Origin of the sequence: Caballeronia sp. ATUFL_F1_KS4A (assembly GCF_023630905.1) — a bacterium.
GTDB classification, from domain to species: domain Bacteria; phylum Pseudomonadota; class Gammaproteobacteria; order Burkholderiales; family Burkholderiaceae; genus Caballeronia; species Caballeronia zhejiangensis.
The window spans coordinates 183,667-199,889 of record NZ_JALQEB010000037.1 but is presented as its reverse complement, the minus strand read 5'-3'; the positions used below and the strand labels follow the sequence as shown (position 1 = coordinate 199,889).

The window sequence follows — 16,223 nt, the reverse complement described above, 5'->3', positions numbered from 1 at the left end:
ACACAGATGAGCTCATCGAGCGCCGATGCGCTTCTCGCCGGCAATCGCGTAACGCTCGCGGACTATCGCGCGACGCACTTCGGATGGTCCGTCACGAACGATGTCGCGACGATCATGCTGAACCGGCCCGAACGCAAGAACCCGCTGACGTTCGAATCGTATGCGGAGTTGCGCGATCTGTTTCGGCAACTCGCCTATGCGACCGATGTGAAAGCCGTCGTGATCCACGGCGCGGGCGACAACTTCTGCTCCGGCGGCGACGTGCATGAAATCATCGCACCGCTGATCGATCTACCGATGCCCGAGCTATTGCTCTTCACACGCATGACGGGCGATCTCGTCAAGGCGATGCGTCATTGCCCGCAGCCGATCATAGCCGCCGTCGATGGCGTCTGCGCGGGCGCGGGCGCGATCCTCGCGATGGCGTCCGACATGCGTCTCGGCACCGCGCGCAGCAAGCTCGCATTTCTCTTTGCGCGCGTCGGTCTCGCGGGCTGCGACATGGGCGCGTGTTCGATTCTGCCGCGCATCATCGGTCAGGGACGCGCTGCCGAATTGCTCTTCACGGGCCGCTCGGCAAGCGGCGAAGAAGGCTATCACTGGGGCTTCTACAACCGCCTTTGCGCACCCGAAACCTTGCTCGACGAAGCCGCGAAGCTCGCGTCCGAACTCGTCGCCGGGCCGACCTTCGCGCACGGCATCACGAAGAAGATGCTGCATCAGGAATGGAGCATGAGCATCGACGAAGCGATCGAATCGGAAGCGCAGGCGCAAGCCATCTGCATGAGCACGCGCGATTTCGAGCGCGCCTATCGCGCGTTCGCGGGGAAGACGCGTCCCGTGTTCGAAGGAGACTGAATGAACGCCGATCCACACAGCGCGCTCGCATGGCCCTTCTTCGATGAGAGACATCGCGAACTCGCACGCGATGCCGATGCATGGGCGAACGAGCATCTGAAGCATGTCGATCACGCCGATACCGACGCGGCCTGCAAGCGCCTCGTGCGCATGCTCGGCGATGCGGGATGGCTCAGGCATTGCATCGGCGGCACCCGATACGGCGCATCGAACGATACGATCGACACGCGCGCCGTGTGCCTGCTGCGCGAAACGCTCGCGAAACACGACGGCCTCGCGGACTTCGCCTTCGCGATGCAAGGGCTCGGCTCGGGCGCCATATCGCTCGCCGGCACCGATGCGCAGAAAGAGCGCTATTTGCCGCGCGTCGCGAACGGCACTGCATTGGCGGCGTTCGCGTTGTCGGAACCGGAAGCGGGATCGGATGTCGCGGCGATGTCGCTCGATGCGCGCGCCGATGGCGACGCCTACGTGCTGAACGGCGACAAGACGTGGATATCGAACGGCGGCATCGCGGACTTCCATGTCGTGTTCGCGCGCACAGGCGAAGCGCCGGGCTCGCGCGGCATCAGCGCGTTCATCGTCGATGCGGATACGCCCGGCTTGCAGATCGCCGAACGCATCGACGTGATCGCGCCGCATCCGCTCGCGCGCCTGCACTTCGAGAACGCGCGCGTGCCGCGCAGTCAGATGCTGGGCGCCGCGGGCGAAGGCTTCAAGATCGCGATGCGCACGCTCGATATCTTCCGCACGTCGGTGGCGGCGGCATCGCTCGGCTTCGCGCGTCACGCGATGCAGGAAGGGCTCGAACGCGCCGCATCGCGCAAGATGTTCGGCCAGACGCTCGGCGACTTTCAGCTCACGCAGGCGAAGCTCGCGCAGATGGCGTTGACCATCGACACGAGCGCGCTACTCGTGTATCGCGCCGCGTGGCTGCGCGATCAGGGCGAGAGCGTGACGCGCGAAGCCGCGATGGCGAAATGGCACGCGAGCGAAGGCGCGCAACAGGTCATCGATGCAGCCGTGCAGTTGTGGGGCGGCCTCGGCGTGAAGAGCGGTACGGCGGTCGAATCGCTGTATCGCGAGATACGCGCGCTGCGCATCTATGAAGGCGCGACGGAAGTGCAGCAGTTGATCGTCGGACGCGACTTGCTCAAGGCGCACGGAGCACATCAACGATGACACAACGCTTCGACATGCCGATGCGAATCCGCTTCGCGCACTGCGATCCGGCGGGCATCGTGTACTTTCCGCAATACCTGGTGATGACGAACATGCTCGTCGAAGACTGGTTCGACGATGCGCTCGGCATCGACTACGCGCACATGATCTCGCGGCGCCGCGTCGGACTTCCCATCGTCAAGCTCAATTGCGAGTTCTCGCGACCGAGCCGCATGGGCGAAACGGTGACGCTGTCGCTCGCGGTCGATTCCGTCGGACAGCGCTCGATCCGCATCGACATCGTCTGTCATTGCGACGGCGAAGTGCGCTTTCGCGCGAAGCAGGTCCTCGTGACGACATCGCTCGACGATGGCCGCTCGATCGCCATTCCCGGCGACATCGCCCTCGCGATCGAACGGTTCGCGCCGGGCACGAGCCGCGCACTTCAAGAGGAATCACGCTCATGAAAAAGACCCTTCAGCCTTCGGACTGGATCAAGCCGCGCGGTTACGCGAACGGCGTCGCGGTGCGCGGCACGCAGGTGTTCATCGCGGGGCAGATCGGCTGGGACGAAGAGGCGCGCTTCGTCAGCAACGCATTCGGCGCTCAGGCCGCGCAGGCGCTGCGCAATATCGTGGCCGTGCTGCGCGAAGCGGGCGGCAAGCCGGAGCATCTCGTTCGCATGACGTGGTACGTGACCGACAAGCGCGCGTATCTCGCGGCGGCGAAGGAAATCGGCGCGGCATTCCGCGAGCTGATCGGCGATTACGACATCGCGATGAGTGCGGTGCAAGTCGTCGCGCTCATCGAAGACGATGCGCTGGTGGAGATCGAAGCCACGGCTGTTATCCCCGACTAAGCGGAGGACACGATGGAACGCTCGGCACACATCGATACTTTCGCGCGCGATCATTTGCCGCCGCAGGAACAATGGCCGGTGCTCATGCTCGACAATGCGGACGTCGCTTATCCGGCGCGCGTGAATTGCGCGACCGAATTGCTGGATCGCGCGATCGAAAGCGGAAATGGCGATCGCACGGCAATCTGGTCCGATGCGAACGGCGAGCCGCACGCAACGACGTATCGCGAGTTGCGCACGCTCGTGAATCGCAGCGCGCATGTGCTCGTCGATGAAATGGGTTTGCGTCCGGGCAATCGCGTGTTGTTGCGCGGGCCGAATACGTTGCAGATGGCCGTCGCGTTCTTCGCGGCGCTGAAGGCCGGTCTCGTCGTCGTGCCGACGATGCCGCTGCTGCGCGCGAAAGAACTGAAGCAGATCATCGAGAAGGCGCGGATATCGGCGGCGCTATGCGATGTGCGTCTCATGGAAGAACTGCAGCGCTGCACGACGAAAGGCGACGACTTCCATTGCGAAGCGCTCGCGCAAGTGCTGACGTTTCACGACGATGCACCCGCGTCGCTCGAATCGCTGGCTCGAAGCAAGCCCGATCATTTCGATGCCTGCGACACCGCCGCCGACGACGTGTGCCTCATCGCATTCACGAGCGGCACGACCGGCGCGCCGAAAGGCTGCATGCACTTTCATCGCGACGTCCTTGCGATGTGCGATCTGTTCCCGCGACACATTCTGAAGCCCACGGCCGACGATGTGTTCTGCGGCACGCCGCCGCTCGCGTTCACGTTCGGCCTCGGCGGCCTGCTGTGCTTTCCATTGCGCGTGGGCGCGTCGACGATCCTGCTCGAAAAGCTCACGCCCGAAACGCTCCTGCAAACCGTGCAGCGCTTTCGCGCGACGATCATGTTCACTGCGCCGACGTTCTATCGGCAGATGGCGCCGCTCATCGAAGGCTTCGATGTGTCGAGCCTGAAGAAGACCGTGTCGGCGGGCGAAGCGTTGCCCGATTCCACGCGCGCGTCATGGCGCGAAGCGAGCGGCATCGAAATGATCGACGGCATCGGCGGCACGGAGATGATCCATATCTTCGTTTCGTCGGCGGGTGCGGACGTGCGCGAGCACGCGATCGGACGCGCGGTGCCGGGCTATATCGTGCAGGCCGTCGACGATGCGATGCAGCCGGTGCCGCCCGGAACCATCGGCAAGCTCGCGGTGCGCGGCCCGACTGGTTGCCGCTATCTCGCCGATGAACGTCAGTCGAAATTCGTGCGCGACGGCTGGAACTTGCCCGGCGATTCCGTCGTGATCGATGATGACGGTTACGTGTTCTATCAGGCGCGCGCCGACGACATGATCGTATCGGCGGGCTACAACATCTCCGGGCCGGAAGTGGAAAGCGTGCTGATGCAGCATGAAGCGGTGGCGGAATGCGGCGTGATCGGCGTGCCCGATGAAACGCGCGGGCAAGTGGTAAAGGCGTTCGTCGTGCTCAATCCCGGTTTCACCGGCGACGATGCGCTCATCGCTGAATTGCAGGCGTTCGTCAAGCGCATTGTCGCGCCTTACAAGTATCCGCGCATCGTGACGTTTCTAACGGCGTTGCCGCGCACCGAGACGGGCAAGCTCAAGCGCTTCGCGTTGCGCTCGATGTAGCAAGCTCGAAAAACGTTTGCTTGGTAGAGTATGGCTCATGCCCGCCGCGAGGCGGCTTGCCCACTCTTCCGAGCAAACAAGAAAAATGGTTCTGACGCATCGACTCCTTGCCGTTTCCCTCTTTGCCGCATTCGCATTGACGTCGCAAGCCGCACCGGCGGCGAACAAGACGCTCGTGTTCTGTTCCGAAGGCAGCCCCGCCGGTTTCGATTCCGCGCAATACACGACGAGCACCGACTTCGATGCGGGCGCGCATGCGGTCTACGATCAGCTCGTCGAATTCAAGCGCGGCACGCTCGATCTCGTGCCGGGTCTCGCCGAGAAGTGGGATGAGTCCGCGGATGCGAAGACCTTCACGTTTCATCTTCGGCGCGGCGTGAAGTTTCAGTCGACCGCCTGGTTCAAGCCGACGCGCGACTTCGACGCGGACGATGTCGTATTCACGTTCAAGCGCATGATCGATCCGAACGAGCCGTTTCAGAAGGCGCATCCCGTCAGCTTCCCGTATCTGACCGATCTCGGCTACGACAAGAACATTGCATCCGTCGACAAGCTCGACGACTACACCGTGCGCTTCACGTTGAAGACGCCTGATGTCGTGTTCGTGCGCAACATCGCGATGGAGTTCGCATCGATCGTATCGGCGGAATATGCCGCGCAACTGCTGAAGCAGGGCAAGCCGGAAGACCTCAATCAGAAGCCAGTGGGCACGGGCGCGTTCGTGTTCCGCGACTATCAGAAGGACGCGACGATCCGCTACGACGCCAATCCGACTTACTGGAACCGCAAGGACGTGCATATCGACAAGCTGGTTTTCTCGATCACGCCCGATGCCGCCGTGCGTCAGCAGAAGCTATCGAGCGGAGAATGCCAGGTGACGTCGTTTCCGCGTCCCGCCGACATTGCCGCAGCGAAGCAGGATCCGAAGCTCACGGTGCTGTCGGGCGTCGGCTTCAACGTCGCGTATGTGGGCTACAACACGACGCACAAGCCGCTCGATAACGTGAACGTGCGCCGCGCGCTCGACATGGCGATCGACAAGCAGGCGATCATCAAGACGGTCTACGAAGGCGCAGCGACCATCGCGACGAATCCGATGCCGCCGTCGCAATGGTCGTATAACAAGGCGCTGAAGGACGCACCGCGCGACTCCGCGAAGGCGAAGGAACTGCTGAAGGAAGCGGGCTTTCCAAACGGCTTCACGATCACGCTATGGGCGATGCCGGTGCAGCGCGGCTATAACCCGAACGCGCGTCTGATGGCGCAACTGATTCAATCGGACTGGGCGAAGATCGGCGTGAAGGCGAACATCGTCACTTACGAATGGGCCGAGTACAACAAGCGCGCGAAGACGAACGGCGAGCACGACGCGATTCTTTACGGCTGGCTCGGCGACAACGGCGATCCCGACAACTGGCTCGGCACGACGCTCGGTTGCGACGCGGTTCACGGCAGCAACATGGCGAAGTGGTGCAACAGGCAGTTCGACGATCTGCTCGCGAAAGCGCGTCTCGTCACCGATCAGAACGCGCGCACGAAGCTCTATGAAGAAGCGCAAGTGGTGTTCAAGGATCAGGTGCCGTACACGCCGCTCGCGCACGCCAACATCTTCCAGCCGATATCGAAACGCGTGCATGGCTATCTGATCAGTCCGCTCGGCGGACATCGTTTCGACGGCATCACGTTCGATTGAGCGATCAGCCACCGCGATACCACGCATCGATGCTGTCGTGCTGCTCGTGTTCGATTGGCGGCGTCTTGGCAGCGTCGGGCATTTCGTGTCCGGTGCTCTTCGCGCGCATCCCATGAACCGCCCGCGCGCTGTTCTCCTTGTGCGATACATGCTTCACCGCGCTTTCGCACTGCATGTTCGCCGCGCCGCAATCGTGCGCGAACGCAGGCACGGCCGACGACGCCGCGCTCGCGGCGAGAAGAACGGCGATGGTCTTCGCTTTCATGGCAACCCCGTGAATCCGTCGATAAAAAGAGGCGCGATCCGTCGACACGGTTCCCGGAATGAAATCATCGTGCCGGCGGCATCGCGCCCGCTTCATCAAACGCATGGCTCGTGCCAATGACGCGCTGAATCGCTGTGAGCGTTGCGCGTAAAGGGATTGGCGCGTTGAGCGATGATCGCGTCAAGGCGCTCCTGTCGGACCGAGGCCAACGCTTGCGCGTCGCGTGTGCGATGCAATCCGACATTGCAATGATGCGAGTGTCGTTTTCTGCCGATTCAAGGACGCGTGAGCGAAGGCATGCACGCGCCGCGACCCGCACACTCTGATCATTCATCGTGCCGAGGGCCCCGCGCCCCATCGGCGGCCTTCCGCGCGAACGCAACGCAGTCCCTCGCGTTCGCCGCGAAATCAGGAGTGAGACAATTGAGCCTCTCGCACGAGCGCAACGCCCGAAGCAAAACGTCGCCGCATCTCACGCTGGGCGATATCACGGTAGTCGACCATGCCTTGCTGAAACGTGCCGTCGGCGCGATGGCGCTCGGCAACGCCATGGAATGGTTCGACTTTGGCGTGTATAGCTATATCGCCGTCGTGCTGGGGAAAGTATTTTTTCCGTCGAGCAGTCCGTCCGCGCAGTTGATCGCGACCTTCGGCACGTTCGCCGCTGCGTTTCTCGTGCGTCCTGTCGGCGGGATGGTCTTCGGGCCGCTCGGCGACAGGATCGGCCGCCAGCGCGTGCTCGCAATGACGATGATCATGATGGCCGTCGGAACGTTCTGCATCGGCCTGATTCCGAGCTATCACTCGATCGGCATTCTCGCGCCCGTTCTCCTGCTCGTCGCGCGTCTCGTGCAAGGCTTCTCGACGGGCGGCGAATACGGCGGCGCGGCGACGTTCATCGCTGAGTTCTCGACCGATGCGCGGCGCGGCTTCTATGGCAGCTTTCTGGAGGTCGGCACGCTCGCGGGCTATATCCTCGGCGCGGGCACGGTCGCGTTGCTGACCGCCCTGCTCCCGCACGACGCGCTGCTTTCATGGGGATGGCGCGTGCCGTTCATGGTCGCGGGTCCGCTCGGGCTGGTCGGCTTGTATATCCGCATGAAGCTCGAAGAGACGCCCGCGTTCAAGAAGGAAGCCGAGACGCGCGAGGCGCATGAACGGTCGCGTCCGAAACAATCGTTGGCCGAACTGCTGTCGCGGCAATTCAAGCCGATGATGCAATGCGTCGGCCTCGTGCTGATCTTCAACGTTACCGACTATATGGCGCTGTCTTATCTGCCGAGCTTTCTTTCGGCGACGCTGCACTTCGATGAAACGCACGGCCTGTTTCTCGTGTTGCTCGTGATGATGCTGATGATCCCGATGACGCTCTTCGCGGGCCATCTCTCCGATCTCATCGGCCGCAAGCCGGTGATGATGATCGGCTGCATCGGGCTTTTCGCGCTGTCGATTCCCGCGTTGCTGCTCGTGCAAACGGGCGCGATGCTTCCGGTGTTTCTCGGCTTGCTGATACTCGGCGCGCTGCTATCGACGTTCACCGGCGTGATGCCTTCATCGCTGCCCGCGCTCTTTCCGACGCGCATTCGTTATGGCGCGCTCGCCATCGGTTTCAACGTATCCGTGTCGCTCTTCGGCGGCACGACGCCGCTCGTCACGGCGTGGCTCGTCGATGCGACCGGCAATCTGATGATGCCCGCGTATTACCTGATGGCGGCATCCGTGATTGGCGTGGTGTCCGTGCTCGCGTTGCGCGAGACGGCGCGTCAGCCTTTGCTCGGCTCAGGGCCGTGCGTCGCAACGAAGGCCGAAGCGCTCGCTCTTACGCGCAAGAAGTTGAAGGTGGTGCCGGCGGGCAAGCGCGAGCGTGAGGTCGTGGTGCAGAGGAAGCGAGCGTGAAGGCGTTGGCCGCGAGGACGCAGCCCGTTTTCACCTGATTGGAGCGCGCCGGTAGAGACGTAGAGCCCCCATATGATGCCTTGGGGGCGGGGGGGGTTTCGGCGCGGTCAATGAATCATTGCAATCCTAACGGCTGTCTTTCGATGAAACATTCGTATAGGACGCGTCAGGTTCATGCAATCATTGCTGAACGTATTCGAACAATAGGTTCGTCGAAAGCGATCTGAAGTTCCTGCTGACGTAGAACGTGAACTTGGGCCAGGTCGTCAAGACGAGATGACCCGAGAAAGGCAGCGTCGTTCTTCCGCCGACGTTCTTCGTTTGCGATCCGAAGTAATAAGGATCCGGATAGCTTGGATCTCGCTCCAATTGATCCGGCGGGAGGTTGATATACGCGCGAACCAGGTCGTTATCGCCTGTCGATGGAGCCGCGATTCCAGTGATCAGGCCGGAGACGCGGTACAAACCCTTTGTCTTTATGGCGATAGCACCATCGTTTGCGTCGATCGTGACTGGGTCACCGCCTTGGTTGTTGAGGCCCCAACGACCGTTCCAAACGTTGAAAGTCGAATCATACTCAACCATTTCATCGTCGCGCAGACCGACAAAGAAAATGCAAGACATGGTTATTATCCTTGTGTATCTAGATGTGCATATTGAGCGTCCGCCTCAACAAGACGACAGACGCGAGTAAGCTTAGATATCGATTCGCACGGCGTCGATTGTTGCGAATGAGTTTTTTACAAAAGGAGAAGAGTAACGAAACAAGAATGATCGATGTCAAGCTTTCATGCGGCGGTCAGATCACGAATGGTACACTTCGGCATCCGTAATATTTATGGCAAGGGAAATACGTGAAAAACCACCGCACCGGCATACTCGTCTACGTAGACAATGCTGCCACAATGCTCGAGGAATTCTCGTGGCTGTACAAAAGCTTGATCTTCTCGGGTGCAACTGCGACGTGTGATCTCATCGCCGTCTGCCACCCTGACGCCCTGAAGAAACTTCCTTCAAACGATCGAATTCGATACATCACCGCGCTACCCTTCGCGGACGAGCATGCCGCGTGGTCGGACTATAAGTTCATCAATTCGGTAGCAAATCTAGTCAGCCCCGCTGTATTCGACCTCTGTCGTGAGTACGAATACATCCTCAAAACAGATTGCGACACGTTTGTGACTTCTGCGTTAGTCGAGTTTGAGCCATCTGGTCTTTGCCTCGGATTCGGCGCATATGCTTATGCGGAGTCGGTCCGTCGAAAACTAGCCGAATGCAGTGAGCGATGGGGGTTCCCGCATAACGGCACGCACAACGTGGGCGCGTCGGTTCTCGGCCCTACGGAAATGGTGCTGAACTTTTTGGCTTCTCAGATGGAAAATTGCGAACGTCTTCTGCAAGAAGAGTTCGCCGACTTTACGGGCGAGTGGCCGGGCTGGAGCAAGCAGGTTTTGACCATGTACGCTGGCGAGCTTGCCCTGCGCCTCACGTATCCGCAACGCTGTTCGCTTGGCTTACTTGATCACTTCACCTCGGGAGATCGAAAAATTGCAAGCGATGTCCTGCACATTCACGCGTGGCACACGGACAGTTATTGGTCGAAGCACGACTTTCGAGCGGGAAAATATGGAACGATCGAACTGGGGCACATTGATCGAACAACCTTGGGTGGCTATTGTCATTGGCTCGCCGCGGCTACATTAGACGAAGTTAAGGCCGCGGCACGAACGTTATCACGCTAGGGCGGCATTCATCCCCCGACCGCATCTCTCAACGCCTCTAGAAACCTGACATAAGCCGTCGCACCGGGATCCGCGTGCCCGATGCTGCGCTCCTGCACCCATGCCGCGCGGCCCTTCTTCGACTGCATCGTGGCAGTCGCGCTGACCTCCTCGCGTGCCTTGGCGATCATGGCATCGAGCGTGTCCGTCGCGCTGCCTTGCGATGCGGCCAGCACATCGAGACTCGGCACGAGCGCATCGAGCACGGTCTTGTCGCCGACCTGACTCTTGCCGCGTTCGATGATGCGCGCCGCCACCGCCTGACCGATCGCAAGCGCATCGTCGCGGCCGATCGCGTCCTTGTCCTTCACCGTCTTCGCCGCTGCGATCAATCCGCCGCCGACGAGCGCCGCGAACGTCGACGGATTCGCCGTCGAGAATGCCTTGGCCGCGGCCAGCATGATGTCGTTCAACGTCGCCTCGTCGGGCAATGCGTTCAACGCTTTCACGACTGCCGTCGATCCCGCCTGCACCGTGATGCCGAGATCGCCATCGCCGAGCGCCGCGTCGAGATCGCGCAGTTCATCGGCGTGTGCGCGAAGCGCGTTCAGCGCGCGCGTGAGGATGTCCCGCAGTTCCTTGCTCGTCACACTCATTGCACGCTCCTTTCAGGATTCGGTGCCGTCGCGGAAGAACGGCGAACGCGCGGGCGCTTCGAGCAGCGCCTCGAGTTCGTCGTCGAGCAGCATGATCGTGATCGATGCGCCCGCCATCTCGAGACTCGTCACGTATTCGCCGACATACGAGCGCGCGATTTTCAGGCCTTCATCGGCGATGAGTTTCGCCGAATGCCGGTACAGCAGATAGAGCTCTTCGAGCGGCGTCGCGCCGAGGCCGTTGACGAGCAACGCGACGCGCGAGCCTTTCGGCGCGGCGAGATCGCCGACGATCTGCTTCGTGATGCGCTCGGCGATGGCATCGGCGGATTCGAGCTTGCCGCGATGCGTGCCGGGTTCGCCGTGTATGCCGATGCCGATTTCCATCTCGCCTTCGGGCAGCGTGAACGTCGGTTTGCCTGCGGCGGGCAGGATGGTCGGCGAGAGGCCGACGCCCATCGTGCGGCAATTCGCGTTGGCCTTGGCGCAGATGCGCGCGACGTCGTCGAGCGAATCGCCGCGTTCTGCTGCGGCGCCAGCGCATTTGAATGCGAAGACCATGCCGGCGACGCCGCGTCGGTCGGCGGCGCGGTCTTTCGGTGCGGAGGCGACATCGTCGGTCAGCACGACCGTTTTGATGTCGATGCCTTCGGCTTCCGCGAGGTCCGCGGCGAGATCGAAGTTGAGCACGTCGCCGCCGTAGTTGCCGTAGACGTAGAGCACGCCTGCATCGCCGTTGACTGCTTTCGTCGCTTCGAATATCTGTTCCGATGATGGCGATGAGAAGACGTTGCCTACTGCCACGCCGGCGCATAGGCCCTCGCCTACGTAGCCGAGGAAGCCGGGCATGTGGCCCGAGCCACCGCCGGTGACGATGCCTACGCGGCCTTGCGTCGGGGCGTCAGCGCGGACGAGTGCGCGTTTGTCTTCTGTCGCGGGTTTGATCCATTTTGGATGCGCTATCAGCAGGGATTCGATGATTTCATCGACGAAGGCTTCAGGGTTGTTGATGATCTTCTTCATCTCTTTGTTTGCTCCTTGTTTCGGTTCGGTTCTGTTCGCTTGCGTTTGTGTGGAAGCCTGATTTCGTGTCGGTCTATTAGCACTGCCCCTGTGCGGGGCGGCACTCACTTTCTTTGCTGCTGCAAAGAAAGTAAGCAAAGAAAGCAGCTTCCGATACGCCCGCGGTCACACGCAATTTGGGTAGTCCTCTCGTCCTTCGTGGGCTGCCTAAAGAGTGCCCTCATAGGCCCCATCGGACTTGGCTCGCGCACGGTCCGTCTCATCGCACCACACGCCAAACGGGTTCAGCACCAAATAGCTCCAGCCCGCTTCGCGGCCGATGGGTCAATCGGGAGTGCATGTGCTTCTCTGCTAACGTCTCCATCTCACTGCAATCGCCGCCCTTTGGTTTCCCTTGCATACCCGGCGGCAGCGCGTAGCGCTGTGCCGAAGCCCTTTCGTGCTGAACCAGCGCGCTCGACGCATTCGGGCGGCAGACCGTGCGCGAGCCAAGCCGGATGGGGCTTATGAGGGCACTCTTTAGGCGAGTGCCGCCTGGGACGAGAGAACTACCCAAATTGCGTGTGACCGCGGGCCTGAAAAGCTGCTTTCTTTGCCTACTTTCTTTGCAGCAGCAAAGAAAGTAGGTGCCGCCCCGCACAGGGGCAACGCTAATAGACCGACACGACAGCGGGATCCGGCGATAAAAAGCAGAAACCATCAAACCTTCCTCCGCTGACTAAGCGCATCGAGCAAGACCGCAGCAAAGATGACACCGCCTTGAATGAACTGCGTCCAGAACGGATTCACCCCAAGAAGAGAGAGCCCAACATTGATGACCCCAATCAGCACGACACCGATAAAAGTCCCGACGATGGACCCACGCCCGCCCGCCAGCGAAGTCCCCCCAATCACAATAGCCGCGATAACCTGCAACTCCAGCCCATTAGCCGCCGAAGGCAAAGCGGAATTCAACCGCCCGGCGAGCACGATGCCTGCAATCGCCGCCGTCGCACCGGCAAGCATGTAAGTGAAAAACACCACGCGTCGAACCGGAATCCCGGCAAGCCGCGCCGCTTCCTGATTCCCGCCGACGGCGAACACCTGATGCCCGAACGTCGTCTTGCGCAGCAACACATGTCCGACGACGAACACGACGAGCATCACGACCATCGGCATAGGCAAGCCAGCAACGGTCTTCGCACCGAACATCGTGAACGCGTCAGGAAAATCGAACTTGGTGCGGCCATCGGAAATGGCGAGCGTCAGGCCACGCGCCATGGCCATCGCGGCAAGCGTGACGATGAACGGCACGAGCCTCAGCCACGAAATCACGAGCCCATTCAGCGCGCCCGCGAACGCGCCCACCGCGAGCGCCACGCACAACCCCGCAACGCCCAATCCGACCGCGCCCGGACTCGACCCCGCCATGACGGTCGCCGCGACCATCCCGCTCAACGCAACCAGCGATCCGACAGAAAGATCGATGCCGGACGTGATGATGACGAACGTCCCGCCCACCGCCGCGATGCCGACGACAGACACCTGCACCATGATGTTGGTCAGCGTGCTCGTCGTAAGAAACTCGGGCGATGCAATCGACAACGCAATACAGATGATGACGAGCGCCGCGAACAAAGGTCCGATGCCGCTCCTCAACTGACGGATCACACGGCGCGACAGCGCCTCCGTATCCGAACGATCGGCTGCCGTGGAGGTCATGCGCCTGCTCCTGTCGTTGCCCACTGAATGACCGTTTCCGAATCCGCCTTGTCGCGCGCGATCTCGGTCACGATGCTGCCGCGATACATCACCAGCACGCGATCCGACATGCCCAGCAACTCCGGCAACTCCGAACTCACCATGACGACCGCCGCGCCCGCGCGCGCCATCGTCACCATGTGCGCGTAGATCTCCGACTTCGCGCCCACGTCGATGCCGCGCGTCGGTTCATCGAGCATGATGACGACCGGACTCGTCGCCGTCGCGCGGCCAAGAATCACCTTCTGCTGATTGCCGCCCGAAAGCGTTCCCGTGATCTGCAACACCGAAGACGCACGCACGCCGAAGCGCGCACTCGCTTCCTGCGCGAGCCTGCGCTTCTTCGCGCGGCTCACGAAGCCGCCGCTCGCCAGCGCCTTGAGGCTCGACAACGCGACGTTCTCTTCGATATTCGCCTCCAGCACCAGCCCTTCGAGCTTGCGATCCTCCGACGTATAGACAAGCCCATGACGCACGCCTTGCGTCGGCGAATGATTGCTGACCTTCTTCCCCTTGACGAGGATCTCGCCGCTCGTCACCGGCAACGCGCCGAAGATCGTCTTCAGCAGCTCGGTGCGCCCCGCACCCGCGATGCCCGCAATGCCGACGATCTCGCCCGCGCGCACCGTGAAGCTCGCATTGCGCAGAAGCGGCGCGCTCGCGAGATTGCGCACTTCGAGCACGACCGGACCATACTCGCGCGGCTCCCACGGATAGAACGATTCGAGATTGCGCGCGACCATCGCCTGCACGAGATCGGCTTCGGTCCATGCAGACATCGGGCGCGCGCCGACGGTCGCGCCATCGCGCATCACGACAGCGGAATCCGCAAGCTCGAACACCTCCTCCAGATGATGCGAGATGAAGATGATGCCCATGCCTTCCGCGCGCAGGCGGCGCACGACCGCATACAGATTCTCGATGTCGTGGCTTTGCAGCGCGGCAGTCGGTTCGTCCATCACGAGGATGCGCGCATCGCGTGCAATCGCCTTCGCTACTTCGACGAGTTGCCGCTTGTTCAACGGCAGATCGCCGAGCCGCATCCACGGCGGCACGTTGTCGAGGCCGACGCGCGCGAGCGCTTCGCGCGCCATCGTGCTCGCCTCGCGCATCATCACGAAGCCGTTGCGCGAAGGCATGCGGCCGAGGAACAGATTTTCCGCGACCGTCATGTCGTTGATGAGCGAAAGCTCCTGATAAATGACGGCCACGCCCGCATCGATTGCCGCATTCGTGCCACCCGCGAGCGGCATGCCGTCGATCTCGATCGTGCCTTCGTCGGGTTCATATGCGCCCGACAACACCTTCACGAGCGACGACTTGCCCGCCCCGTTCTCGCCGACGATCGCCATCACGTGACCCGCCTGCAACTCCAGGCTCACGCCACGCAGCGCCTTCACGCCGGGGAAGCTCTTGACGATGCCCTGCATGTGCAACAACGGCTTCGCCGCGTGCGAAGCCGTGTGCGCGAGTGCTGCCGTTTCGACTGTCATGTCGCGCGTTCCGGTTGGCCTTACTGCTTCACTTCCTCGGACCACAGGCCGTACTTCTTCACTTCGTCCGAATCGATGTTCGACTTGTCGATGAGCATCGTCGGCCACGCATAGTTCGCGGGCACGTCCTTCTTCGCGTTGTAATCCGCGATGAACTGCAGCGACTTCGCCGCCATCTGGATCGGGTTCTGCGAGATCGTCGCATCCTGCTTGCCCGCGCGAATCGCGGACAGCGCCTGCGCGGTGCCGTCCGCGCCGATCACGAGAATGTGCTCCTTGTCGCCCAGCGGCTTGTAGCGGCCCGCATTGTCGATGGCCTTTTCCGCGCCCACCGTGTTGTCATCGTTGGCGCCGAACACCGCATCGATCTGCGGGAACTTCTGCAGGATGCTCGTCATCGCGTTGAGCGACTTCTCCTGGTCGAACGCGCCTTCCTGACGCGCGACGACCTTGATGTTCGGATACTTCGCGATCTCTTCGCTGAAGCCCTTTTCGCGATCCGTCGCGGCGGTCGTGCCGACAAGACCGATCAGGTCGACCACGTTGCCCTTCTCTTCGCCATAGCGCTTCTTCAGTTGCTCGGCGATCCACTTCGCTCCCGTCTGCCCCAACGCGACGTTATCCGATGCAACGAAGGACGTGACCTTGCCGCCATCCGATCCACGATCGAGCGTGAAGACGGGTATGTTCATCGAGTTGGCTTTCTCGACAGCGGGAATGATCGCCTTCGAATCGATCGGATTCAGCACGAGCGCCGTCACGCCCTGACTCAGCAGATTGATCGCATCGTTGACCTGCTGCTGCGCGTCGCCGTTCGCGTTGGTCTGCACGAGCTCGAAGCCCTGATCCTTCGCGCCGCGCTCCACGCCCGCCTTCAATCCGACGAAGAACGCGTTGTTCAAAGTCGCGATCGAAAAGCCGATCTTCGTCTTGCCGCCCGCCGAGGTTGCGGCCGGCGCACTCGCGGGCGCGCTAGCCGCCGCGTTCGCGCCCGATGCCGCGTTGGTGCTGCTTGTCGACGACGAGTTGTCGCTCTTCGAGCATCCGCTCAACGCGGCCGCCGCGCAGAGCAACGCCGCGCCCGTGGATTTGCCGAACGTTCCCCAACTGTCGAATCTTGCCGAGCTCCAGGCCATGACTGTCTCCGTTGTACGAGTTGTTCAATGCGATTTGTTCTTGCGATGAGGCATCGCTTCCCGTCACGCGCG

At 61.7% G+C, this 16,223-nt stretch carries 15 protein-coding genes; 8 read left to right on the top strand and 7 right to left on the bottom strand.

The window, feature by feature from the left end:
• The first annotated feature begins 6 nt into the window (after window positions 1–6).
• The 6 genes from NCS03_RS24525 to NCS03_RS24500 all read left to right on the top strand — a co-directional run bounded on the left by NCS03_RS24525 (window position 7) and on the right by NCS03_RS24500 (window position 6,221).
• Window positions 7–858, top strand: coding sequence for an enoyl-CoA hydratase family protein (locus NCS03_RS24525; protein ID WP_250441286.1), 852 nt, complete (start codon window positions 7–9; stop codon window positions 856–858).
• Window positions 859–2,040, top strand: a complete 1,182-nt coding sequence (locus NCS03_RS24520) for an acyl-CoA dehydrogenase family protein (protein ID WP_008347485.1) — start codon at window positions 859–861, stop codon at window positions 2,038–2,040.
• Entirely contained in the window at window positions 2,037–2,486 is a 450-nt protein-coding gene (locus NCS03_RS24515; RefSeq protein WP_008347484.1) for an acyl-CoA thioesterase, read from the top strand. Before NCS03_RS24520 ends, NCS03_RS24515 begins: the two co-directional genes overlap by 4 nt.
• Window positions 2,483–2,878: a RidA family protein gene (locus NCS03_RS24510; protein ID WP_008347482.1), complete on the top strand. Its 396-nt coding sequence runs from the start codon at window positions 2,483–2,485 to the stop codon at window positions 2,876–2,878. The genes NCS03_RS24515 and NCS03_RS24510 overlap by 4 nt, the downstream gene beginning before the upstream one ends.
• A 12-nt stretch (window positions 2,879–2,890) precedes the next feature.
• Window positions 2,891–4,528, top strand: a complete 1,638-nt coding sequence (locus NCS03_RS24505) for an AMP-binding protein (RefSeq protein WP_250529986.1) — start codon at window positions 2,891–2,893, stop codon at window positions 4,526–4,528.
• Window positions 4,529–4,613: 85 nt separating this feature from the next.
• A complete protein-coding gene (locus NCS03_RS24500) occupies window positions 4,614–6,221 on the top strand; it encodes an ABC transporter substrate-binding protein (protein WP_250529985.1) in 1,608 nt (535 codons plus the stop codon).
• Window positions 6,222–6,225: 4 nt separating this feature from the next.
• On the opposite strand, the gene NCS03_RS24495 is transcribed toward NCS03_RS24500, so the two are convergent.
• Window positions 6,226–6,486, bottom strand: coding sequence for a hypothetical protein (locus NCS03_RS24495; RefSeq protein ID WP_008347475.1), 261 nt, complete (start codon window positions 6,484–6,486; stop codon window positions 6,226–6,228).
• Between the two features lie 423 nt (window positions 6,487–6,909).
• Here NCS03_RS24495 and proP point away from each other — a divergent pair, with 423 nt between their 5' ends.
• Window positions 6,910–8,382: a glycine betaine/L-proline transporter ProP gene (proP, locus tag NCS03_RS24490; RefSeq protein ID WP_250529984.1), complete on the top strand. Its 1,473-nt coding sequence runs from the start codon at window positions 6,910–6,912 to the stop codon at window positions 8,380–8,382.
• A gap of 180 nt (window positions 8,383–8,562) precedes the next feature.
• Here the strand turns inward: proP and NCS03_RS24485 are convergent, their stop codons facing one another.
• Window positions 8,563–9,006 carry a hypothetical protein gene (locus NCS03_RS24485; protein WP_175980498.1) on the bottom strand — a complete coding sequence of 148 codons (444 nt, stop codon included), beginning with the start codon at window positions 9,004–9,006 and terminating at the stop codon, window positions 8,563–8,565.
• A gap of 230 nt (window positions 9,007–9,236) precedes the next feature.
• Here NCS03_RS24485 and NCS03_RS24480 point away from each other — a divergent pair, with 230 nt between their 5' ends.
• Window positions 9,237–10,124, top strand: coding sequence for a DUF7164 domain-containing protein (locus NCS03_RS24480; protein ID WP_250522192.1), 888 nt, complete (start codon window positions 9,237–9,239; stop codon window positions 10,122–10,124).
• 8 nt (window positions 10,125–10,132) lie between these two features.
• Here NCS03_RS24480 and NCS03_RS24475 read toward each other — a convergent pair whose 3' ends face one another.
• The 5 genes from NCS03_RS24475 to NCS03_RS24455 all read right to left on the bottom strand — a co-directional run bounded on the left by NCS03_RS24475 (window position 10,133) and on the right by NCS03_RS24455 (window position 16,151).
• A complete protein-coding gene (locus NCS03_RS24475) occupies window positions 10,133–10,759 on the bottom strand; it encodes a DAK2 domain-containing protein (protein ID WP_250529983.1) in 627 nt (208 codons plus the stop codon).
• A 12-nt stretch (window positions 10,760–10,771) separates the two neighbouring features.
• Window positions 10,772–11,782, bottom strand: coding sequence for a dihydroxyacetone kinase subunit DhaK (locus NCS03_RS24470; RefSeq protein WP_008347470.1), 1,011 nt, complete (start codon window positions 11,780–11,782; stop codon window positions 10,772–10,774).
• Window positions 11,783–12,481: 699 nt separating this feature from the next.
• Complete coding sequence (locus tag NCS03_RS24465; RefSeq protein WP_175983266.1) at window positions 12,482–13,483, bottom strand: ABC transporter permease; 1,002 nt, start codon at window positions 13,481–13,483, stop codon at window positions 12,482–12,484.
• Window positions 13,480–15,015, bottom strand: a complete 1,536-nt coding sequence (locus NCS03_RS24460; RefSeq protein WP_250529982.1) for a sugar ABC transporter ATP-binding protein — start codon at window positions 15,013–15,015, stop codon at window positions 13,480–13,482. Before NCS03_RS24460 ends, NCS03_RS24465 begins: the two co-directional genes overlap by 4 nt.
• A 20-nt stretch (window positions 15,016–15,035) precedes the next feature.
• Window positions 15,036–16,151 carry a sugar ABC transporter substrate-binding protein gene (locus NCS03_RS24455; protein WP_008347464.1) on the bottom strand — a complete coding sequence of 372 codons (1,116 nt, stop codon included), beginning with the start codon at window positions 16,149–16,151 and terminating at the stop codon, window positions 15,036–15,038.
• Window positions 16,152–16,223 lie beyond the last annotated feature (72 nt).